Source organism: Thalassotalea sp. G20_0 (genome assembly GCF_017744175.1).
Classification (GTDB): Bacteria; Pseudomonadota; Gammaproteobacteria; order Pseudomonadales; family Endozoicomonadaceae; genus Endozoicomonas.
Genome location: NZ_JAGHQV010000046.1, coordinates 12718 through 33847, shown reverse-complemented (window position 1 = coordinate 33847; position 21130 = coordinate 12718). Strand labels below are relative to the sequence as shown.

At 50.1% G+C, this 21130-nt stretch carries 17 protein-coding genes; 8 read left to right on the top strand and 9 right to left on the bottom strand.

Annotated features, from left to right (window positions below):
• Positions 1-83 precede the first annotated feature (83 nt).
• Positions 84-1532 carry an ankyrin repeat domain-containing protein gene (locus J7438_RS20595; RefSeq protein ID WP_286196790.1) on the bottom strand — a complete coding sequence of 483 codons (1449 nt, stop codon included), beginning with the start codon at positions 1530-1532 and terminating at the stop codon, positions 84-86.
• A gap of 400 nt (positions 1533-1932) precedes the next feature.
• On the opposite strand from J7438_RS20595, the gene J7438_RS20590 reads away from it, so the two are divergent.
• The gene (locus J7438_RS20590; protein ID WP_209278027.1) at positions 1933-2742 is read left to right on the top strand and encodes a hypothetical protein; all 810 of its coding nucleotides are present in this window, start codon (positions 1933-1935) and stop codon (positions 2740-2742) included.
• A 156-nt stretch (positions 2743-2898) separates the two neighbouring features.
• Here the strand turns inward: J7438_RS20590 and J7438_RS20585 are convergent, their stop codons facing one another.
• Both J7438_RS20585 and J7438_RS20580 read right to left on the bottom strand, forming a co-directional pair.
• Positions 2899-3792: a D-hexose-6-phosphate mutarotase gene (locus J7438_RS20585; RefSeq protein WP_209278026.1), complete on the bottom strand. Its 894-nt coding sequence runs from the start codon at positions 3790-3792 to the stop codon at positions 2899-2901.
• A 147-nt stretch (positions 3793-3939) separates the two neighbouring features.
• On the bottom strand, positions 3940-7023 hold the full coding sequence (locus J7438_RS20580) for a hypothetical protein (RefSeq protein WP_209278025.1): 3084 nt from the start codon (positions 7021-7023) through the stop codon (positions 3940-3942).
• A gap of 503 nt (positions 7024-7526) precedes the next feature.
• On the opposite strand from J7438_RS20580, the gene J7438_RS20575 reads away from it, so the two are divergent.
• Positions 7527-9041, top strand: a complete 1515-nt coding sequence (locus tag J7438_RS20575; protein WP_209278024.1) for an NTP/NDP exchange transporter — start codon at positions 7527-7529, stop codon at positions 9039-9041.
• A 16-nt stretch (positions 9042-9057) separates the two neighbouring features.
• Here J7438_RS20575 and J7438_RS20570 read toward each other — a convergent pair whose 3' ends face one another.
• Positions 9058-10218, bottom strand: coding sequence for an HD domain-containing protein (locus J7438_RS20570; protein ID WP_209278023.1), 1161 nt, complete (start codon positions 10216-10218; stop codon positions 9058-9060).
• 639 nt (positions 10219-10857) lie between these two features.
• Between J7438_RS20570 and argR the strand changes: the two genes are divergently transcribed.
• Complete coding sequence (argR, locus tag J7438_RS20565; RefSeq protein WP_101745646.1) at positions 10858-11316, top strand: transcriptional regulator ArgR; 459 nt, start codon at positions 10858-10860, stop codon at positions 11314-11316.
• A 110-nt stretch (positions 11317-11426) separates the two neighbouring features.
• On the opposite strand, the gene J7438_RS20560 is transcribed toward argR, so the two are convergent.
• Positions 11427-12557 carry a hypothetical protein gene (locus J7438_RS20560; RefSeq protein ID WP_209278022.1) on the bottom strand — a complete coding sequence of 377 codons (1131 nt, stop codon included), beginning with the start codon at positions 12555-12557 and terminating at the stop codon, positions 11427-11429.
• Between the two features lie 523 nt (positions 12558-13080).
• Here J7438_RS20560 and J7438_RS20555 point away from each other — a divergent pair.
• From J7438_RS20555 to J7438_RS20540, 4 genes are all read left to right on the top strand, one after another.
• Positions 13081-14199: an ABC transporter permease gene (locus J7438_RS20555; protein WP_209278021.1), complete on the top strand. Its 1119-nt coding sequence runs from the start codon at positions 13081-13083 to the stop codon at positions 14197-14199.
• A 2-nt stretch (positions 14200-14201) separates the two neighbouring features.
• Positions 14202-14972 carry an ABC transporter ATP-binding protein gene (locus J7438_RS20550; RefSeq protein WP_209203651.1) on the top strand — a complete coding sequence of 257 codons (771 nt, stop codon included), beginning with the start codon at positions 14202-14204 and terminating at the stop codon, positions 14970-14972.
• An 82-nt stretch (positions 14973-15054) separates the two neighbouring features.
• The gene (locus J7438_RS20545) at positions 15055-16008 is read left to right on the top strand and encodes an MlaD family protein (protein WP_209203652.1); all 954 of its coding nucleotides are present in this window, start codon (positions 15055-15057) and stop codon (positions 16006-16008) included.
• Complete coding sequence (locus J7438_RS20540; protein WP_209278020.1) at positions 16005-16631, top strand: PqiC family protein; 627 nt, start codon at positions 16005-16007, stop codon at positions 16629-16631. The genes J7438_RS20545 and J7438_RS20540 overlap by 4 nt, the downstream gene beginning before the upstream one ends.
• Here J7438_RS20540 and J7438_RS20535 read toward each other — a convergent pair.
• Together J7438_RS20535 and udp are read right to left on the bottom strand one after the other, a co-directional pair.
• Positions 16566-17531 carry an OTU domain-containing protein gene (locus tag J7438_RS20535; RefSeq protein ID WP_209278019.1) on the bottom strand — a complete coding sequence of 322 codons (966 nt, stop codon included), beginning with the start codon at positions 17529-17531 and terminating at the stop codon, positions 16566-16568. The genes J7438_RS20540 and J7438_RS20535 overlap by 66 nt on opposite strands.
• A gap of 109 nt (positions 17532-17640) precedes the next feature.
• The gene (gene udp / locus J7438_RS20530; RefSeq protein WP_209278018.1) at positions 17641-18414 is read right to left on the bottom strand and encodes a uridine phosphorylase; all 774 of its coding nucleotides are present in this window, start codon (positions 18412-18414) and stop codon (positions 17641-17643) included.
• 220 nt (positions 18415-18634) lie between these two features.
• Here udp and J7438_RS20525 point away from each other — a divergent pair, with 220 nt between their 5' ends.
• Positions 18635-19978, top strand: a complete 1344-nt coding sequence (locus J7438_RS20525; RefSeq protein ID WP_209278017.1) for a sodium-dependent transporter — start codon at positions 18635-18637, stop codon at positions 19976-19978.
• Here the strand turns inward: J7438_RS20525 and J7438_RS20520 are convergent, their stop codons facing one another.
• A complete protein-coding gene (locus J7438_RS20520; RefSeq protein WP_209203657.1) occupies positions 19979-20152 on the bottom strand; it encodes a hypothetical protein in 174 nt (57 codons plus the stop codon).
• Between the two features lie 72 nt (positions 20153-20224).
• Positions 20225-20971 carry an FKBP-type peptidyl-prolyl cis-trans isomerase gene (gene fkpA / locus J7438_RS20515; RefSeq protein ID WP_209203658.1) on the bottom strand — a complete coding sequence of 249 codons (747 nt, stop codon included), beginning with the start codon at positions 20969-20971 and terminating at the stop codon, positions 20225-20227.
• Positions 20972-21130 lie beyond the last annotated feature (159 nt).

Genomic DNA, 21130 nt, shown 5'->3' with positions numbered 1-21130 from the left:
GGTATGAGTGGCGGGTGAACCGGTTCCGGATTTTCTGAGGCGAGCGACTAAGTTGGGGAGCGACAGGCATCATGGGGAGTGAATCAAAGCGCCGTTTCCTCAGTGCCCGGCATTAAGGTGACAGTCTCTTCCATCGCCATTATTTCTGGCCGTTTGACGGCCAGCTTTCTTTCTTGAAGGATGCATTCCAAGCGGCGTTTCGTAAATAAATGGCCGCTCTTGCCTGCAGCCTTCAAAGGCGACCTGGTGAAGAACCATTTAAAGACCCGGTATTTCCCGAGAAAGCAAAAAACCCATTTCTGTTCCGGGTCAGCGCCTTGTTCAAGCAAAAAATTCAGAAACGCGCCGTGCCCGTTCTGGGCAGCGATGAAGAGCGCGGTCGCTCCGTCCTCGCAAGCGGCCGACAGGAACGACCTGACGGCTGCGGACTTGTCCGCCTCCGGCAGGGTTTTCACGGCCTCGTTGAGCGCCTCGACCAGGCATTTCGCGACGTCAAGATGCCCGTTCTGGGCAGCGATGTAGAGAGCGGTCGCTCCGTCCTCGCAAGCGGCCGACAGGGACGCCCTGACGGCCGTGGACTTGTCCGCCTCCGACAGGGTTTCCACGGCCTCGCTGAGAGCCTCGATCAGGCATTTCGCGACGTCGAGATACCCGTTCTGGGCAGCGATGAAGAGCGCGGACGTTCCGTCCTCACAAGCGGCTGACAGGAACGACCTGACGGCCGTGGACTTGTCCGCCTCCGGCAGGGTTTTCACGGCCTCGTTGAGCGCCTCGATCAGGCATTTCGCGAGGTCAGGATGCTCGTTCTGGGCAGCGATGTAGAGGGCGGTCGCTCCGTTTTTGCAAGCGGCCGACAGGAACGCCCTGACGGCCTTGGACTTGTCCGCCTCCGACAGGGTTTCCACGGCCTCGTTGAAAGCCTCAATCAGGTATTTCGCTGCGTCGAGATGCCCGTACTGGGCAGCGATGAAGAGGGCGGTCGCTCCGTCCTTGCAAGCGGCCGACAGGAACGCCCTGACCACCGTGGACTTGTCCGCATCCGGCAAGGTTTCCACGGCCTCGTTGAGAGCCTCGATCAGGCATTTCACGATGTCGAGATGCCCGTGCCGGGCAGCGATGATGAGGGCGGTCGCTCCGTCATTGCAAGCGGCCGACAGGAACTTCCCGGCGGCCGTGGACTTGTCCGCCTCCGGCAGGGTTTTCACGGCCTCGATGATAGCCTTGACCAGGTATTTCGCGACATCGAGATGCCCGTGAAGGGCAGCGATGTAGAGCGGATACACATGCCAGGCAGGATCAGCAACACTCGACAGGAATGATCTGTTCACCAGAGCCGGATCGTTCTCCAGCAACTCTTGTACCCAGGGAAGATTTTTGCCGCGACAGGCAGCCAGTATCGGAGCCTCACCATGTGGATTTGATCTATCGTCATCATCAGCACTGGAAAAGGAAGGCACAGCGCCCGATCCCGATAAGGGGGCGTTTTGAGCGGTTACCCGGCAGGTAGAAAAACAACTCGTGATAGAATCCATCAACTGGTAACTCGATAAAATTTGGAAAAGAAATTATAGATGTTCAACAGTTTTTGTCTCTTTTTTTCCTCTTTCGCCCTAATTTTCCTCATCTTGCAATAGTCATACAACGTAGTCGCCGGGCAGCCAGCAATCCTGCTTGCTTGGACCCTTAATCTACTTTTGGGGTCAAAGAGGAACTTTTATCATCCAGGAGCGGTCTCAAGCAGTAATTCAATAATTCAATAATCCAATGGACAGATGTAACGCTGGTTCAAATTTTTTTTCTGTTTCTTCCTGTTTGCAGAAGCCTTCAGAATCACCTTTAGTACCCTCTGGCTCTTCCAGTTCAAAGCCAGGTGTGACGGGCTGTTCTATCCAGACAGGTCATTCATTACAGTATGAATATTTAAGGAAGGGTATGATAAATCAGGACATGCCATCTTCTCTTCGTTCGCTTGATGATTTTTCAATTTCTCAATTACCATCCCCTGAAAATGAGTCAGTGTTACCTCAACTTTCTCTGGAAGACCTTGACCAGGTTTTATCTTGTGATTTTTCCCGCGAACCTGTTGATGACGACTTTGCATTCACAGATTTAACCTTGACAAACGTTCAGCTAATAGCTCAGAAATTTTCCCTGAGCAATTCATTGTTGAGTTTTTCTCAGCCATCATCACGTCCCGTTGCTATGATTGATCCTTTAATTAAAGACACACATGAGCAAATTACAACGAAAACCACTGAGTTTACTGCGCCTGAATCGTCCGGTTCTGTTGAACCTCTGCCCCTCACGCTCTCAGTAGCTCACCAGCAGACCGATGAAAAGAAGGCTTCCTTTGCGCCAGGGAAAAGAAGGTCTGCCAAGAAGACTTACCGTGAGACTGAGAAAGGAAGGGCTGTCCAGAAGGCTTACCGTGAGTGCGGGAAAGGCCTGGCGGCCAAGAGCAAATGCAATGCCAAATACTTTGCATCCGATAAAGGCAAGGTGGCCAGAGCCAAATACTTCGCATCCGATAAAGGCAAGGCGGCCAGAGCCAAAAACGATGCCAAATACGCCGCAACTGTTAAAGGCAAGGTGACCAGGGCCATATCAAATGCCAAGTCAAACGCCTATAGATCAGCCTTAAAAAAAGGCTTTAGTGAAAAAGAAGCGAGGAAAAAAGGAGAGTCAGCAGCTAATGCAAAAAAAAGAGAATTATTATTAATGGATCTCTGCACTTACAGATGATCGCCTACCGGTTCCGACGATACCTTAATGCCGGAAACCATAAAGTGCTCAATTTGTGGTCACAGCAAATTTTTATGAAATATCTTGCAGGAGAAAGTGGCGTGGGTTTTTATGCATAGAGTGTGCTCACCTCAATAAGGTTTCGTTTTCGGATGGTTATTTATCAGAAGTAACACTGATTTCAGTACTCAATATATTTTTTTCACCGGGCACCAACAAGACGCCAGATGCCAGATCTTTCGCATAGCTGGTTGCCTCAACGCAAACCATTGTCTCATAACCATCGTCGCTCATATCACCCATATTTCTGCTTAGTTCTTTCCATGGATTCCAGATAACGGCGGAGTTATGCCCGGTATTAACAACATGGATAATGCGTTGATTACCACGGTCATGGATGGCGATGGTGGCATCCGGGGCGGTATAAATCCGGTCAATGGGTTGATTGATGATCAGGGCTTCTGAGGTTTCGCAGGGCAGGTCATTTTGCAGGCTATCGAGGTAGGAAGTGCCGACACCGGTAATCCAGGTTTCGGTGGTTGCGGCAATATTGAAGTAGCTGTGCAGAGCACCACTCCATTGCCAGGGACGCTCACCGGTGTTGATCATTTCCAGGTCTATGCGCAGGGTTACTCCCAGGGTAAAGGTGAGAACGGCACTGAAATCATGGGGCCAGATCTCATGGGTCTTTTCGGAGGCACAGAGTTTCAGGCGAATGGTAACGGTCTGTTCATTTTCCCCATGATCCAGCAACTGCCAGGTGCTGATTCGGGCAAACCCGTGTGAAGGAGCACTGACCGGGCCAAACCAGGGCCAGCAGACAGGAACGCCACCACGTATCGCTTTGCCTTGTGAGAAGATTGCTTTTTTACTGAGCCAGATAACGTCATGATGCCCGGTCGGTTTGAACTGAAGCAGATGGCCGCCGTGGAGGCATATTGCCGCTTCACATTCAGGGCTCTGTATTTTCAGAATGGGCAGGCCATCCAGGCTATGCCTGGTAATGCATGGGCTGAGGGTTGATTCGGTAGACAGATTGCTGGTGAACATTGGGTGAACCATTTTTTAAGTAACAGTGCCGAATATGGCAAGTGGTAACAAACAACTTACGTTTTTTCGTTGTGGCTTGTCAGGAAAAAACCGGGGCTCAAACAAAAAAACAGCTTTACCGCAGGGGCTCCGTAGCAAAACAAGGTGTTATTCAGGTGCGATTTCCGAGAAGGTACTCTGTTGAGGCGGCTGAAGCCAGTTATCGATAATCAATATGGCTTTATTCGTACAGTCTTCTATCACGCTTTTGTCATCAACCTCCAGTGAATCAAGGGCTGCTTTTATTTTGGCAATGATTGGCTCACGCATGGCAAGCAGTTCATCTCTGATGGGCAGGGAAAGTATGCTGATCGATTGCAGGATATACAGGTCATCGGCTGCCAGATCCGGTGCAAACAGAACCAGCCGGAGAACGGTGAGGGCCACCAGGTTTTCCACATTATCCAGCGTTTCCTGATCGATCACATCATCACTCTGGCGGTCAGCATCGATCGCTAGGATTGCCTGATAATAACTGTTGGCGATAGAGGTAATAATCTGGATCAGTTGCGTCCGCATATCCAGTTCCGGTTTGCCAAAATAGAATTTCTGGCGGCGAAAAGAATCGGTCATTTCCTGGTTGGCAAAATTGACACCAATCATCTCTTCCTCCGGGTAGAAGGAGACGACATTGAGCATTTTCAGCCGGGACCAGGCGTAGATCTTCTTTCTTAATGAGTCAGTAGTACCATATTCAAAAATATTGACAAAAAAATGCGCCATCGACCGGCTGATCACATCCACCGTTTTTTCGTCATGGACCAGTGCTTTCACCATGGCCTGGGTTGAGAATCCCACGGCTGCCAGCAGGTAATCACCGTAAGATGCCCAGGTGTCCAGCACATCTTGTGATTTGGCTGTCGTCTGTATGTCATGTTTAAGGCCCCAGCCTTGCAGCATTTTCAGGTAGATATTTCTGATGTCCTGTTTGGCAAATGCAGGATCCAGGGCTTTCAGGGCAGCGAAAACCTGCCGGGAAAAGTGTTCAATTTCACCCTGCTCCCTGAGTATCTCAAAGGCAGAGTTCAGTCTTGCTACTGCCAGAGTTTTCATCACCAGGTTGTCTTCAGTAAATTCGGCGTGAAAATAACGCTGGGTATAAGCAGCCAGGGCCAGTGTGGCAGCCGCCCGGGACTGTGGATAATGTTCCGGGTGAGCCAGCAGATGACTGGACAGGCTCCAGTAACGGGTTAGCAGGCCTTCCAGTGTGGCACGGTATGAGCGGCTGGTCTGGGCTTCAATGCTGAGCTTGCGGTTAAGGGCATTGACTTTGTTGGCCAGCTCGTCCTGGATCTGTTTGTCCTCTGACGACAGAATACCTGTGGTGCTGCCAATCCCGTTTTTGATCACCGTTTGCAGGTGCACAATGGCTGGTTCGCCCAGGGAACGCAGGCCAAATTCGAACATGGAGGTCAACAGGTAGTAAGACGCCAGATTCCAGTAGGGAGGATTGCCAGCCACTAGCCGTTGGACAGTCAGGGGTTCAAGGATGGCCACCAGTATTGAATAGCCCAGGGCTGTACCCTGAATGGTGATCGTGGATATGGTTTCCTTGTCCGGAAGGTAGCTCTGATACCAGGATTTGTCCGGGGTTCGTGGCCGTGGTTTCCCGTAAGGCATTTGGGGAATCTGGCTGATCCATGGTATATCGGGGAATTCCGGCAGATCCTGTGCTGAGCCATCCGGGGAGGAAAGCCTGAACCAGGTGGTCAGTTGCTGCTGATACCACCGCCTCACCTTTGAACTTGTTTTGTATTCAGGTTCCAGTATTTCCAGGGCCCCCACGACTTCAGGGATCAGTTCCTGGCTATACAGTGGCCGGTAGGCCAGCAGGGTTGAACGGATCAGGCTGTCATCATTGGTGACTTCAACGTTCTCGCGGTAATGCTGAACCAGCGCTGCGGCCAGCAAACCGGCACTGGCCTGGTCGTCATCGACCCTCTGCAGGTTAAAGGCTTCTGCCAGGTTGACCACCAGGGCCTCCAGGGCGCGCTGGGCATTGGAGCGGGCAAAGTTGGGCTGTTCGGCCAGAATGGCGGTGGCATTTTTTTGCAGGGTGTTGAAGTAATGGTTGGCGAATTCCCCGGTGGGCGATGTTGAACTGCCTTTGCCGGTGTCAATGGCTCCCCAGTTTTCCAGGCTGCGGCGGGTATTGGAGGAGAACCGTTCAATATTTGCTTTGGTGGTTGCCATACCGGTTACCCTGGCAAAATGGTCAACCACGGTGTAGATCACTGGTGTCTTCTTTTTGTCCAGGAAATAGAGCAGTACCGCCGGCACAGAGACCCCCATAATGAAAATGGAGTTTCTGATGTAGTGCTCAGGAACTCCCTTGAGGGCGGACTGGATGACCCCGGGCCTGGTCCCCTTTTCGGACATGATGGCCATGCCCTCCAGTTCCTCTATGGCACCGTTTTCAAAGTCGCTGCAGTCCTGATAACTGATTTGCCACTGGTTCAGGAGATCGCAGTAACGCAGGTTAATCAATGTTGAGCGTCTGACCAGTGGATCCATGGTCTGCAGATGGCGCTGGATGTCGTTGCGAAACTCCGGAATATCGGACCAGTCAATATGGTAATTGAAATGGGTCCTGATGCTGTCAGCCCCGTCACTGGCCCTGGCTTCGGGATGAATGTAAACCATGGTCTGTACGGCGAGGGCAATCATGGCACTGGCCCGGTCATAATCTCCATCAGTCAAAGCGAGTCTGGCGGTGGAGGCAATGTTGTCCAGAATGTCCTGCAGACGGAAATAGGTTTTTCTCGCTTTCTGGGCATTCATGCTGAGAATGGAAAAAGTAAACAGAGAACGGAACAGGAGATCGGTTTGCAGATCATCGGTCTGCTTTTTCAGATGTTCGTCCGACAACGTTTTGTAACTGAAGCTCTCCAGCCGGGCGCTGAGATTGTCGGTCAAATGCTGGCTGGTTGAGCGCCGGATATTACTGCCGTGAATTCTCAGTAAGGTTTGAAGAAAGGTGTAATTATTCTGTTTTAAATAATTTTTGCTGATGTTCAGGGCAATTTCTGAACTTAATGGCACCAGGCCCCAGGCAACCGCCGTTTTCAGCGTGTTCACCAGACGACTGATCTCCCCGTTTTTGCTTTGCTGCGTTTGCTTCTGCCGGTCAGTTTCAGCCTGATGAACCGCTGCAAAAACGCTAGTACCGGAATATGGCAGCAAACTTGCCATTGACAGGCATAAAAACATTAGAAGAATACGGTAGTAGCAATAACCTGTTTTCATTGAGATAAGAAACCGGAGTGATAAATATCTAATCACTCAAAATAGGCTGTAATGCGTCTGGTGGTGATAAATATTTGTTATTTATGTTTTGGTTTTTTTTATAAGAGATTTTTTTATAAGAGCGAACGATGATTCAATGGGAGTTTTTTCGCCTGAATTTAGGGTTTTGTTGATTTGTTTGTCCGAATGTAACAACTTATAAAGTTTTTTATTTCGTTCTTTTTTTGAAACTGGTAATTGAATGAAATAACCATTATTTTTCTATTGTTGTTTCAGGGTTGAACAGAGAGGTCAGGGAGTCAATTCTCTTTGACAACCTCCCCCCGGTAATGGGCTGCATCTGGCTCATGAACAGGTTTTCAGGCTGATAGTGGACTTCCGTGTTTGTTTCTTCGGCTTATGTTAGGCCGTATTACAGGGGCGACGTTATTTGTTTCGGAGGTTTCTGAATGAGTTCTGATCCTGAGTTCAGCAAATGGCGGGAACGGTTCTGGCCGGTTCACAGTCATGAGCTGAAAAAGCTTATCCCCATGATTTTGATGTTCTACCTTATTCTTTTTAACTATACGATTCTCAGGGATACCAAAGATACCCTGGTGGTCACCGGTGCCGGTTCCGGTGCCGAGATTATCCCATTTCTGAAGCTCTGGGTTAATGTCCCTTTTGCCATCGGGTTTACCCTGATTTACTCGCGCATGAGTAACCTGTTCAGAAGGAATACGCTTTTTTACCTGGTGATTACCACATTTATTCTGTTCTTTGTTTTCTTTGCGCTCTGGCTCTATCCCAACCGCGAAACCCTGCACTTTCATGATACATCGGACTATCTGCAAAGTGTTTTGCCACCGGGGTTCAAGGGGTTGATTGCGGTGATGCGTAATTGGACCTTCTCCCTGTTTTATGTCATGTCGGAGTTGTGGGGCAGTGTCTGCCTGTCCATGCTGTTCTGGGGATTTGCCAACCATATCAATACCATTGCCGAGTCAAAACGGTTTTATGCCCTGTTTGGCATGATGGGCAATCTGGCGCTGCCCACGGCAGGTTATTTTGTCTATATTGCCTCCGGAGTCAGGGAGAATCTGCCCGAAGGTGTGGATTGCTGGGGGTATTCCCTTAATCTGATGACTGGGGTTCTGACGCTGGGCGGGGCGTTGATTATTTTGATTTACTGGTGGATGAACCGTTATGTCCTGAGTGATCCCAGCTTATACCATCAGCTGGGGGCCCATGAGCCAGCCAATGAAAAACTGAGCCTGTCCCTGCGTGACAGCCTGAAAATGATTATTCATTCCAGGTACCTCCTGTGCATTGCCCTGCTGGTGATCAGCTACGGGGTGTGCATCAATATGGTGGAGGTTACCTGGAAAAATCAGCTTCGTATGCAGTTTCCGGACCCGAATAATTACAACCAGTTTATGGGACTGTTTTCAACCTGCACCGGGTTGGTGACGATTTTTATGATGCTGTTTCTCACCAATAATGTGATCCGGTATTTCGGCTGGACATTCGCGGCGCTGTGTACGCCGGTCATATTATTGGTCACCGGGTCCCTGTTTTTCTGTTTTGTCCTGTTCCGCGACTGGTTGCCTGAAAGCCTGATACTCTCCCTGGGGATTGCCCCGTTAATGCTGACGGTTATTTTGGGGGCAATTCAGAATATTCTGAGTAAATCGACCAAATACGCCCTGTTCGACCCCACCAAGGAGATGAGTTATATCCCCCTGACGCCGGAACAGAAGGTAAAGGGCAAGGCGGCAGTGGATATTATTGGTAATCCCACCGGAAAATCCACGGGTTCATTGATACAGCAGATATTGATGGTGATGCTGGGGTCACTGTCTGCCATTGCGCCCTATGTTGCGGTGATTGTTCTCTGTTTCTTCGCGATCTGGATTGCATCTGCTCGTTCCCTGGGCAGGCGGTTCTCGGAAATTACTGATCAGAGGCATATGGAACAAGCATAATGCTGCATTTTATTAATTACGGCTCAACCTCAGCATAAAAAAGCTGGCATCGCTTGAGTTCGGTAAGGTAACGGTCCCTGAATGCCGGGTCGATATCGGAAACACGCAGCCAGCTGGTTACGTTATTTCCGGAGTGATTGGTTGCCACTCTTGGGTCAACAATACGACAACGGACATTTTTAAACGTTATGGTATTTGCCCCGGGATGGGTGACCTCATGCACCTTATGCCAGGCGGTCAACATTTGTCCGGCCAACGTGCGTACACCGGGCAAGGTGCTTTGGTGTATTTTCTGCCAGACCTGATCGTCACCCATGGTAAAAAACAGATCATCGGCATGGAGTTCTCCTGCCCTGACCAGCTGTTTCAGGGCATCGGCTGTCCAGAGATAGAGAACCCGTCCCCAGGCGGTAACAAAAATATGCCGGTTCAGTTCAATACTGGCATCGGCGGTCAGCCGCGCGGATTCCAGGCTTTTGGAATACCAGTGTTGCGATAACGGGTCAAAGAACAGGTCTGCCAGGATAGCATCCACCTGTTGACTGGTGAGTTTTTTCCGTCTGGCAGCGCCCTGCACTATATAATCAAGCCGATCAGCAGCAAGGTCTGGCAGTGGCCGTTCCAGCCGGGTAAACGAGGGATTTTTTTTTGGGTGGATGGTTTCAGGCGACAGATGATGTCTGTTCAGGATTGGGGTAATGCTGTGCCTGTCCACAAAGTTGGTGAACTGTGAATCGTGATAGTCCGGGTTGCCTGCTGAACTGTCAGAAAACAGGTAGTCAGACACATGGCTGAAGGTGCTGTGGGGCAGGTCATGGAGCAGGCCACTGATCTGTTCCGGGAAGGGGGCACCGAAACGGTTGAGTAAATAGAAGACACCAAGAGAATGGTCGTAACGGGAGTAGGGTTCATTGTTACTGCCCTGTGAGTCCACCATTTGTATGGGGCCGTACTGGTTGATATGTTTCAGCCTGTTGACTGCCGGGTGGGCCAGAAGGGAAGCGAGTAGCCGGGATTGATCATTTGCCATTGCCTTAAACGGTATTGTTCCGTAAAAGGTGTCGATGCTTTCGATATGGCTTTCGATATGGCTTTCAATGTGACTTTCAATGTCAGTTTGATTTCCGTCGGCGGACAGCTCATGGCTGATAACGATAAATGGTACCAGACAGCTCAATAATTTGATCATTGCTAAATTATGTATCCGGTGTGCCTGACTGTTTTATAAATGAACGTTATCAGCCGGGCTGTTCTCGAACAGCTAGTGCAGCTAAGCGTTGTTACCCATACCGTTCGTGCTGAAGCTTGTCGAAGTACGGTGGCACCATCCTTCGACAAGCTCAGGATGAACGGGATGTACGGGTATTAACGCTTTTCTGCACTAGTAAGCACGGCCTGGATGACCACCGACAAGTGTAGCCAGCAGGCCGGGATCTGCAAAAAAATCAGACAGCTAAGTAGTTGGCCAAATGGAATCATATTTTCTGGCTTAGTAGGCAGTCTATTGTTGGCTTTATCCGCCAGCAATTAGATAAAATAAGCAAAAAAATGAATGAAAATGCATATTGGCACGGTAAGTGTCTATAATTGTCGCCAATTTATAACTCTCACCCTTCGAACACATTCAGCAAGTGGAAAATTGAAGGTTGTGCTGGTTTTTGGATATGCATTCCCACGCAGAAGCATGGGAACGAGGAATGTAAGGAGGTCTATGACCTCCTGAATGTGATTGATTAAAAATGCTGAATTACTCAGGATGTTCCGATAACTGATAACCCTGAAAGCAGTATTTTTTCTGGAAGGTTATTTGACGACTATGACTAGCCAAAAACAGGATGCCCTGGTTCGCTCTTTCCGTCAGTTGCTTAAAGAAGAGCGCTGTGGCTCCCAGGGCCAGATGGTGACTCTTCTGCAGGAGCAGGGGTTTGACAATATCAGTCAGTCCAAGGTATCGCGCATGCTCAGCCGTTTTGGTGCGGTCCGGGCGCGCAATGCATTGAATGAGCTGGTTTACTGCCTGCCTCCTGAGCTGGGCAAGATGGATTCCAGTATTGCGGTAAAAGATCTGGTAGAAGACGTTAGCCATAATGAGTCCATGATTGTGATCAAAACCAGCCCGGGTGCTGCCCAGATGATCGCCAGGCTCCTGGACTCTATTGGCGTAAAAGGTGGGATTATGGGGTGTGTGGCGGGGGATGACACTATTCTTGTGGTACCTGCCAGTGTGCAGGAGATTAAAGAAATTACGCTGAGTATTGCCGGGATGTTTAACTGAGTGTTCCTGTTTTTGCAGGAACACTCTTTGTGCCCGTAGCTCTTGGTAGCAATGCTTTACCAGTGATCAGATGTGTGGTTCGGGCTGGCCACGTTTATAAAATATCCGGATTAAGACGTTGACGAGTGAGAGGGATCTTCAAAATACAATGTAATGCTGTTGGCAGGAAAAAAAATCTTGTTTTCATCTGGCAGGATGCCGGGATGTGATGAGTGAAGTATTGTTGAATTATTTGATATTTTCGAGAATAACCATTTTGGGTCGTATCTCAATCTGCCACGAATTTTACCCTGTTTCAGGTAAGCTGATGGATCTACTCTCTGGTCTATTGCAGTAGCAGGGATTTTAAAGCTGATAAACAGTAATTGGCCGGATTTGAGGTGACAGCATGCCTGCCCCTGAAGTGTGGATTTCGCTCTGGGTGTACCTTTCAGGCTGACAATATCGGTATCGAGCAGTTTGTTAAAAAGCGACGTAATTGTATTGTAAACTTTCTGCTGACCTTTCGTTAAGATGGGGATATGTAGTAAATGTTGTATCGTTGAATCTTTTTTAAAAATTTTTATGCTGTTTTTAGCAAGATGAATGGGGTTGGGTGGGGTATGCTGCTGCGCTTCTGCCAAAAAGCATCGGGCAGGCATTGAGATAACTTTCTTTACCATCGCGTCGTCATCAAATAACAAATTACCTGATATTGCGTACTTTTTTTGCAGTGTGTGCAGCGGTAATCCGCTGTTTGATAAATCCTTTCTGAAGTGTACCTGAATGCGCAGTCTACTCCCCCCGGGGGAAAAGCTGGCAAAACCTGCGCTAAGTTCTTTATTGATATATCCAAAGTCAGCGGTTATCACTTTTCCGTTCCATGCTCTGAGCGTGCTTATAATGGCATAGTGGTTAACAGAAGGTATCTCGGGGAGTGCTTTGGCTGAATTTGCCTGACCAACAGCCGTCTCACCAGCAACGGTGATACCTGATCTCGATTTTCCCTTTTTGCACAAGGAAGCGGTTTGCGTCAGTGAACCGTTTTGCCTGCCAGTTCCATTTCCATCAAAGAGCGTGGGGTTTTCAATGATGGGCTTTCCCCTTAAAGTACTGGGAGCAGGTGGTTTATCGGTATCTGTTGGATCAATATACCTTCTGCCTTCCACTATTTGCAGTAACGCTTCGCATATAGGGTTTTCTTCAGGTCTGGGACTGTAGTCTGGAACAGCAAACGGGTTATGAAAGGCTGCTGTGCCCATTTTTTCTACCTCTGAAGAGGTAGGGGTCCACACTGAAGAGGCGGGGGGAGGCAATGGTAGAGTTGTAACGGGACATAGTTTTGTTTCGAGTGGATCGATACTCCCCGTCTCCCGTCCTAACCATAACAGGCGTGTGGTAGGGATCAGGGGTTGTAGATATTGTGACCCACATGGGTGAATCACCCTCAATGTCTGGTTCATAATGGCGAACGTTACCTGGTTGAGGTTACTTCAAGAATGTAGGAGCTGGGAGGCTGACCGAGAATAGCCTCCTCGGGCACTGTCCTGAAATAGTTTCGACAAGCACGGCAATCAGGACGAACGTAACTTTGAAACTCAGAAATCTTCTTAATTATCTCGGGACAATCCCTCTGTTAGAAAGCATATCTGGTAAATAGTTCCCGCTGTAGCCGTTTTGATAAGAGATAGTGAAAGAACAAGTGCCTGGTAGGTATTTCTCACGCTTGCCTGTTGGTCGTGTTTTCCTGTTATGATTGACCCTTTTTTCAAGGCATTAACCAGCATGAACCAGGCGACACTGACCTTTGATAAAGTGTCTGACCCAAAGGTTGTGATCACTCTTCAGGGCAGCTGGACGGTTAATGGTGTTTTGCCAGCCCTGGATCAGCTTTCTGCTTTACCGGATTATGATCAATTAAAAACCGTTGCCTTTATTACCGGTGATGACTTCTCGTGGGACTCCAGACTGCTGGCCTGGCTATTGGCCTGCCAGCGCATGCTGGAGCCTTCCCATTGCCAGCTTGATCTCAGTGGTCTGCCTGAGGATGTAAGGGATCTGTTCAGGCTTGCCAATACCGTACCGCCCAATAAGGCGCTACCGGACAGAAACCCATCCCTGTTGCATCGGCTGGTCAACCGGGTTGCCCGCCTGGGTGATGAGGCGATGGAGCTGCTGGCTTTTGTTGGCGAACTGGCACTGACCCTGTGCCGCTGGTTTGCCCGAAAAGGATCCGCCCGCTGGTCAGATATTATTAGCTTTTGCCATCAATCCGGTCCTTCTGCCTTGCCGATTATCACGCTGCAAAGTGTTCTGATCGGGATGATTCTGGCTTATCTGGGTATGGTCCAGCTCCGACAGTTTGGTGCCGAGGTGTATGTCGCCAATCTGGTGGGGGTTGGCATGGTGCGTGAGATGGGAGCATTGATGACGGCGGTGATTATGTCCGGTCGAACCGGTGCCGCCTATGCCGCCCAGCTGGGCACCATGCAGGTTAATGAAGAGATTGATGCATTGACAACTCTGGGCATAAAACCCATGGATTATCTGGTGTTACCCAGAACCCTGGCCCTGATTCTGACCATTCCTCTGCTCTGTCTGTACAGTAATATTCTGGGCATGTTCGGGGGTGGGCTGGTGGCTACCAGTATGGATATTACCTGGTTGATGTACCTGTACCAGCTGCAGGATGCGATCTCTTTTGGTGATATCATGACTGGCGTTGCCAAGAGCTTTCTGTTTGCCCTGATGATTGCCATGGCCGGGTGTCGTGCCGGTCTGGCTTGTGGTCGTTCCTCCGCTGCGGTAGGTCAGGCGACCACCAATGCGGTAGTGACCGCCATTATTTATCTGGTGGTGGCCGATGCCGGGCTGAATATCCTTTTTTATCACCTGGGAATTTGAGCATGGGGCAACTGCAACAGGAAGGTCAGGAGGTGGTGATTGAAGCCCGTGGCTTGACCATGAAGTATGGTAGCAACCTGATTCAGTCCAACCTGCATTTTCAAATCAGCAAAGGTGATGTGTTTGTCATTATGGGGGGCAGTGGCTGCGGTAAAAGCACGCTCCTGAAACATATGATTGGACTCTACCAGCCGGCAGAGGGCGATATCCTGTTTGGCGGGCAGAGTTACTTTGCCGCATCCCCGGAGCGACAGTTGGCGATGCGTAAACGCTGGGGCGTTACCTATCAGGGGGGCGCGTTGTTCAGTGATAAGACACTGGCCGAGAATGTTGCCCTGCCACTGTCACAGTATACGACACTGTCTAGTAAAGATATTCAGGATATGGTGCGTTATAAACTGGCGCTGGTGGGTTTGGCCGGTTTTGAAGACTTTTACCCGTCCCGGATCAGTGGTGGTATGTGTAAACGTGCAGGGCTGGCCAGGGCCATTGCCCTGGATCCGGATATCCTGTTTTTTGATGAACCCTCGGCTGGACTGGATCCCCTCAGTGCCAGACGACTGGATGACCTGATTCTGCAATTAAGAGATTCCACCGGTGCTACCGTCGTGATTGTCACCCATGAGCTGGCCAGTATTTTTGCCATTGGCAGCAATGGGGTTTACCTCGATGCCAACAGCAAAACCCAGCTGGATACCGGGTCTCCCGACTATATGCTTAACCACAGTAAACACGATCTGGTCAGGGCGTTCCTGTCCAGAGGTGAGGTTTAAAGATGGGGGGATTTACAAAGCGACTCAATGAATTAAGACTCAATGAATTAATTAGTGAGGCTCGCTTTTCCGGGAGAAGCCTATGAATAGAAAATCCCTGTCAGTATCCGTTGGCCTTTTTGTCATCCTGATCATTACCATGACGTTTGCCCTGGTGTTGTTTCTTAATGTGGATGGTTTTTCCAGGAAGGCGGTTCAGCGTTATCAGGTCCTGTTTGACAGCTCGATCAAAGGCCTGAATGTTGGTGCTCCCGTGACTCTGCGCGGCGTGAAAATTGGTGAAGTGGTCACCATCAAGACCAGGCTGTATCACAATCACCAGAAGGTCCTGAATGTGGTCACCATTGATATGTACCCGGATGCCATCAGTGAGCAGGGGAAAAGCAGTGACCATAATGTGCTGGGACAGTTGCTGAAGCAGGGGCTCAGTGCCCAGATTGGACTGCAGAGTGTATTGACCGGGTTGCTTTATATCGAAGTGGATTTCTTTGACTCTTTCCCGGAAATGCAGCCTGTGGCCACCGAGTATCCACAGATTCCCACAGTGCCCAATAATTTGGAAGAGTTTATTGAGCGGTTTGAGAGCATTAATATTGCGGAGATGGCCAGCAGTTTAACGGAAGTTCTTGATAATCTGTCCCGGCTGACTGGAGATGATCGCCTGAACAAACTGATTGATGATGTTGATAAGGCATTTGTCAGTATGACAGCGATGTCCAATGAGATGGCCTCGAGCATGGCGGGCATTCGCAGTGAGTTTGCATCCATGTCACGGGATGCCGGGGAAGTGACAGCATTACTGAAAACCCAGCTGCCTGCCGCCACGCAGCAGTTGAATGAAACGATGCTGCAACTTCAGCAAACCATGTCCGCAGCGGAAGAGACACTGGCACCTGACTCACCATTGATGTACCAGCTGACGCAGAGTTCAAAAGACATCAGTCGTGCTTCCAGGGCGGTGGACGATCTGGCTGACCTGCTGCAACGCCAACCCGATTCGATTATCTTTGGTAGACAGTCAGGAGATGTACGGTGAGCCGTTACCTTCGTATATTGAACCTTGTTATGGGTCAGGGCGCTGCTGCAAAGGCTTTCTTCCTGATCATGTTGCTCTCGGGCTGTTCCGCCAGGAACCCCAGCTATCATGACTATACGCTGGTAGCGGCAACGGTTTCACAAGAGCAGACTGTGCTGCCGGACACCGCTACACTGGGGGTTTTTCCGGTGAGTGTTGTCGGTTGGCTGGATAAGAAAACGATTACCTGGAGCGATGGTGGTGTTCGTTTACAGTCCTCTGCGAATGATCACTGGGGGGAGCCCTTACCAGAGCTGCTGACACAGGCTATGGTGCAAAATCTGCGTCAACAGGTTCACTCTGGCACTTGGATAAGCTCCGGCCCCTGGGTCCGGAATAAACGCCCGGAAGTGGTCGCATTTGTTGATGTTCAGTCCATAGCGCTGGTGGACCGCCAGTTACGGATGAACGTGGCCTGGTCTCTGGAAGGGCAGGATCAGCAGGTCATTGCCCGTCAGGAGAGAGTCTATACACTGCCGCTGGAGAGTGATGTTTCTACACAAGCTCTGGTTCAGGCGTTAAGCCAGGTCTGGGGAAGGGTTGCAAACGATATGCTTCAGGCTTTTCCCGGGCTTGGCAAATAAGGGTTCATGTGAGGCAATCTGCCCGGCAGGTGGTTCGGGAATGGTATCTTCGGACACCTTCCTGTGTTGATCTTCAGGCATGATGTTGCGCTTTCTGCAGCCTCTGAAGTGCTTGCTGTCAATGTTCTCAAGTAATACAAAGTCTCCAATCCCATTTAAATCAAAGTTTTTCAACTGATCGTCAGTTACGGGGAAGTAGAAACCATAAGCATCAACAGCGCTCATAATAGTGCCCTTGTCATTTACTGTAATGACTGGCTTTTGCAACACTCTGGCTACCAGGGGGACGATGACTGTATACATCCATTCGCCATCACATTTGATGGCGTCCAGACCGGTCATGCCGTCGTGCTCGGAATCAATCGTTAAATAGAAGTAAAGGTCTTCTTCCGGCACAGAATGGCAGCTTTCGTATTCATTGAAACGTGAATGATTGTTTTCGTAATCCTGTAGCCATTCTCTTGCTTCTTCATACACTTGTTGACGTAAGGTGTGAGCATCCCGGCCGGGGCATTGCACGCATGACACAAGGGCGGCATGGAAAAAACAATTGCCATCGCCGGGGACATCGACAACTTCGTACCCCTGGTTGTACACAATGTTGGAGGTGCTTTCAGACAGGCAGCTGAGTATGTCACTCAGTCTATTGATGCCGCGGGAAAATGTAGAAGGAGTAGTAGAAAGGGTACTGTTTAGTGAACAGGCATTGATAGCGCAGTCTGTAGAAATTACGGTAAGAACTCCAAAAATTGCTGCTGCGAAGGAGCATCCAGAAGCGATCGCACTCAAGGTAAATGCTGCGGACACGATGGCGTTAGCCGCTGGGAATATACACACTGCCCAGCGCTTCCAGCTTGCCTGTGGTTGATCTGTTGGAGGAGTATCAACGGGTCGATCCACAGGACCGCTGGATAAAGGTATTGGTAACGATTGTATCAAAGGAGTCTCACCGGAACGTCGTATCATTCCTAATCTTATACCCGTGCCCATCCGGGGCATGGTTCAATATTCAGCCAGTGCTGCCCAGAAGGCGTCTTGCTGCTCCGATCACGGTGTTAATCGCGTTGGGTTCAACACTGGCCAGCTTTTCAGTGTCCGGCGTTTCATTGCCGGTACGGTTAACAATGACCCCGGCAACGCACCCGGCCTTAAGCCCCATGGCTGAACACATGGTCAGAAGGGTTGCGGACTCCATTTCATAGTTAAGCACCCCCATCGACTGCCACTCTGCCATAGAGCCCTGTAGCTCTTTTCTGACCCGCTGGGTGAAGGTGTCATAACGTTCCTGACCGGGGTAGAAGGTGTCGCTGGAGGCAGTAATGCCTGTCCAGTAGTTAAGCCCCCCTTGTTCAGCGGTATCTACCAGTGCCCGGGTACACTGAAAGTCAGCAACGGCAGGATAGCTGATAGGGGCAAAATGTCGGCTGGCACCGTCCAGGCGGACGGAACCGGTGGTGATAATGACATCGCCCACATTGATATGGGGCTGGATGGCACCCGTGGTGCCAACTCTCAGAAAAGTCCGGATGCCCAGTTGTGCCAGCTCTTCTACGGCAATAGATGTGGAAGGTCCACCAATACCGGTTGAACAAACCACGACAGACTGACCCTCCAGCTCCCCTCGCCATGAGGTGAACTCCCGGAGGCTGGCCAGTCTGGTCGGGTTATCCATTAGTTCGGCAATACGTTCGACCCGCTCCGGATCACCGGGGACAATGGCCAGTGTGGCACCATTCAGAACCTTCTGGCTCAGACCGAGATGAAAAACTTCGCTGCTGCTCATAAATGCCTCCGGGAACATCCCCTGGATCATTGAACTTTACTTCATAGCATCCATCATAGACGCATCCATGGGGAGTGTTTATCGATCTGGATCAATATTTGATCCGCCAGGAGGCCTGCTCTGGGATCCTTCAGAGTCCATCCGATATATAAGTATATGTTTGCGTCTATGCTGATAATGACCTGTTGGTCAGTACATACCAGTAGAAAATGGACAGTCCATGCCGCCTGAAAACAGAATCACTTCCAATCGCGCGTTTATTTTTGCCATTGCCGGGGCTGCCATCGGTTTGGGAAATATCTGGCGTTTCCCTTATGTAGCCGGTGAAAACGGAGGAAGCCTGTTTTTCCTTCTTTATATTATTTTTGTGGTGTTGCTGGGGTTGCCAGTCATGGTTGCCGAGATTGTGGTTGGCCGGGCAGGGCGGGCTTCACCTGCCAGCAGTCTGCGCCAGCTGGCGGTCAGTGCTGGCCACACCAGGCACTGGAGTAAGCTGGCCTGGATGGGAACGATGGCGGCCACAATGATTCTCTCATTCTACAGTGTGGTGTCCGGCTGGGTGCTGCACTTTTTTTTCCAGTCGCTCACGGGGGAACTTCCAGCCAACAGCATTCAAGCGACTTCGATACATTTTCAACAGCTGCTGGAATCTCCCTGGCAGGTGGTTTTATACCACGGTCTGTTTATTGTTATGACCGTGGCCATCAGTGGTCGAGCCATTTCCAAAGGCATTGAACGGTTGAACAACTGGCTGATGCCCCTGATGTACATGATTCTGGTGGTTCTACTGATATATGCCAGTCAGTTCAGTGGTTTTGCGCCAGCCCTTGATTACCTGTTTGCTTTCAGGTTTGAGGCGGTCAGCAGCGGTGTGGTACTGGAGGCAATGGGCCATGCTTTTTTCACCCTGGCCATTGGTGCCTGTTGTCTGATGGCCTATGGGGCTTATATGCCGGAGAGGCAGTCGGTGATTAAGGCGGTGTTGGTGGTTGCCTTGCTTGACGTGCTGGTGGCAGTGATGGTCGGTATTGCCACCTTTGCCGTGGTATTCAGTGAAGGATTGTCGGTGGCGGAAGGTCCCGGGCTGATGTTTATCACCCTGCCGGTTGCCCTGGCTCAAATGCCCTTTGGCTCGCTGGTTTTGCCCTTATTCTTTCTTCTTCTGGTCATGGCGGTTTGGACATCGGCAGTCAATCTGGCTGAACCGCTGGTGGTGGTGATGAGTCGCCTGTGTTCAGGCTTCCGCGCCACAGGAGCCGCCATAGCAGGTGCTATGATATTTCTGGTCGGGTTAATACCCGGGCTCTCTTTCAGTGTCTGGAAGCAGGTTTCTTTAAATGGCAAAACGCTGTTTGACCTTTATACCGCCTTTGCTACCCAGGTTATGCTGCCAGCCGTTGGGCTTCTGGTGCTTTATTTTTGCGGTTATATCATGGAAAGAAAAGTGCTGGCTGAACAGTTGGGAATGCAGGGCAAATCCCTGAAAACCTGGCAGCTCCTGATCCGCTGGGTCAGCCCTGCATTGCTGGTGATGGTCATCATAGGTGAGCTGTTTCAATTTTGATTACATTAGAGATTTGATCAGAGCCGCCACTAACATAACAAAAATCAATACCATGGCGATTTTGGCAAGCTTGCCCTGCTGCTCATTAGTCAGCGGTTTGCCATGGCGCTCCGTCAGCTTAACCACAACAAACAGGGTGATGAACAAAAGTACTAAAATAGAGATCAGGTTCATATTTCACCAAAAATAACGGGCAGTCGTCGTACTGCCCGTTATTGTAACCAGCCTGAAGATTTATTTCGTGGCTTATTCGCTGGCGGCTTCTTCCTTGCCTTCAATGCTGATCAGCTCAACCTCAAATACCAGCACGGAGCCTGCTGGAATGGAGCCAACTTCCTGGTCGCCGTATGCCAGCTCAGCGGGAATCGTCAGGCGATATTCAGAGCCAACAGACATCAGGGCAACACCCTCAGTCCAGCCCTTGATCACGTTTGCCAGGGGGAACGTCGCTGGCTGCCCTCTCTGCTTGCTGCTGTCGAAAACAGTGCCGTCAGTCAGCGTACCGGTATAATGAACGGTAACAGTATCGGCTGCGGTTGGTTTTGGACCGTCTCCCTGCTTGATAACTTCATATTGCAGGCCGGACTCAGTCACGGAAACTCCTTCTTTCCCAGCGTTATCTTCCAGGTATTTGGCGCCGGTTTTACGGGTCTCCTCACGCTTCTTCGTAGCATTCTCCTGAACGACGGTGTTCATCTTCTGCTCATGAGCCCGAAGAGCTGCACCCATCTCCTCCTCGTTCATTTTGACCTGATCGGCAAGGGCGTCGAGCAAGCCCTGCTGAACCAGCGCACGCTCAAGGACAACACCCAGCTCATCCTGCTGTTTCAGTGTCTGGCTGGCAAAGTTACCGACAGAGGCACCAATGGCATAGGCGGCTTTCTGATCATCCGTGTTTAACTCAACTTCAGGAGTCTGGGTGGTCTTTTCCTGACAGCCTGCTGCCAAGAGTACAGCGGCTGCCAGAGCAGATATTTTAATAACCTTCTTCATATCAGTTTCCGTTGTTTTTGGCCAGAAATGCCGTATTGGCCAGAACGATCTTGCCTGTAACAGGATTAAAGTAAAAACCCTATCAATAATGGCACAGCCTTTACGCCAGTTGAACCAAATAACAATAATTTTTCAAAAAAAACACATTATTACCTTACG

Bases quoted from the DNA above. Each gene is read 5' to 3' on its own strand.
- J7438_RS20520 (WP_209203657.1), bottom strand. From the start codon at position 20,152: ATGAACCTGATCTCTATTTTAGTACTTTTGTTCATCACCCTGTTTGTT.
- J7438_RS20550 (WP_209203651.1), top strand. From the start codon at position 14,202: ATGGGGCAACTGCAACAGGAAGGTCAGGAGGTGGTGATTGAAGCCCGT.
- J7438_RS20545 (WP_209203652.1), top strand. From the start codon at position 15,055: ATGAATAGAAAATCCCTGTCAGTATCCGTTGGCCTTTTTGTCATCCTG.
- argR (WP_101745646.1), top strand. From the start codon at position 10,858: ATGACTAGCCAAAAACAGGATGCCCTGGTTCGCTCTTTCCGTCAGTTG.
- fkpA (WP_209203658.1), bottom strand. From the start codon at position 20,971: ATGAAGAAGGTTATTAAAATATCTGCTCTGGCAGCCGCTGTACTCTTG.
- J7438_RS20555 (WP_209278021.1), top strand. From the start codon at position 13,081: ATGAACCAGGCGACACTGACCTTTGATAAAGTGTCTGACCCAAAGGTT.
- J7438_RS20575 (WP_209278024.1), top strand. From the start codon at position 7,527: ATGAGTTCTGATCCTGAGTTCAGCAAATGGCGGGAACGGTTCTGGCCG.
- J7438_RS20525 (WP_209278017.1), top strand. From the start codon at position 18,635: ATGCCGCCTGAAAACAGAATCACTTCCAATCGCGCGTTTATTTTTGCC.
- udp (WP_209278018.1), bottom strand. From the start codon at position 18,414: ATGAGCAGCAGCGAAGTTTTTCATCTCGGTCTGAGCCAGAAGGTTCTG.
- J7438_RS20580 (WP_209278025.1), bottom strand. From the start codon at position 7,023: ATGGCAAGTTTGCTGCCATATTCCGGTACTAGCGTTTTTGCAGCGGTT.
- J7438_RS20585 (WP_209278026.1), bottom strand. From the start codon at position 3,792: ATGTTCACCAGCAATCTGTCTACCGAATCAACCCTCAGCCCATGCATT.
- J7438_RS20590 (WP_209278027.1), top strand. From the start codon at position 1,933: ATGATAAATCAGGACATGCCATCTTCTCTTCGTTCGCTTGATGATTTT.
- J7438_RS20560 (WP_209278022.1), bottom strand. From the start codon at position 12,557: ATGGGCACAGCAGCCTTTCATAACCCGTTTGCTGTTCCAGACTACAGT.
- J7438_RS20595 (WP_286196790.1), bottom strand. From the start codon at position 1,532: ATGGATTCTATCACGAGTTGTTTTTCTACCTGCCGGGTAACCGCTCAA.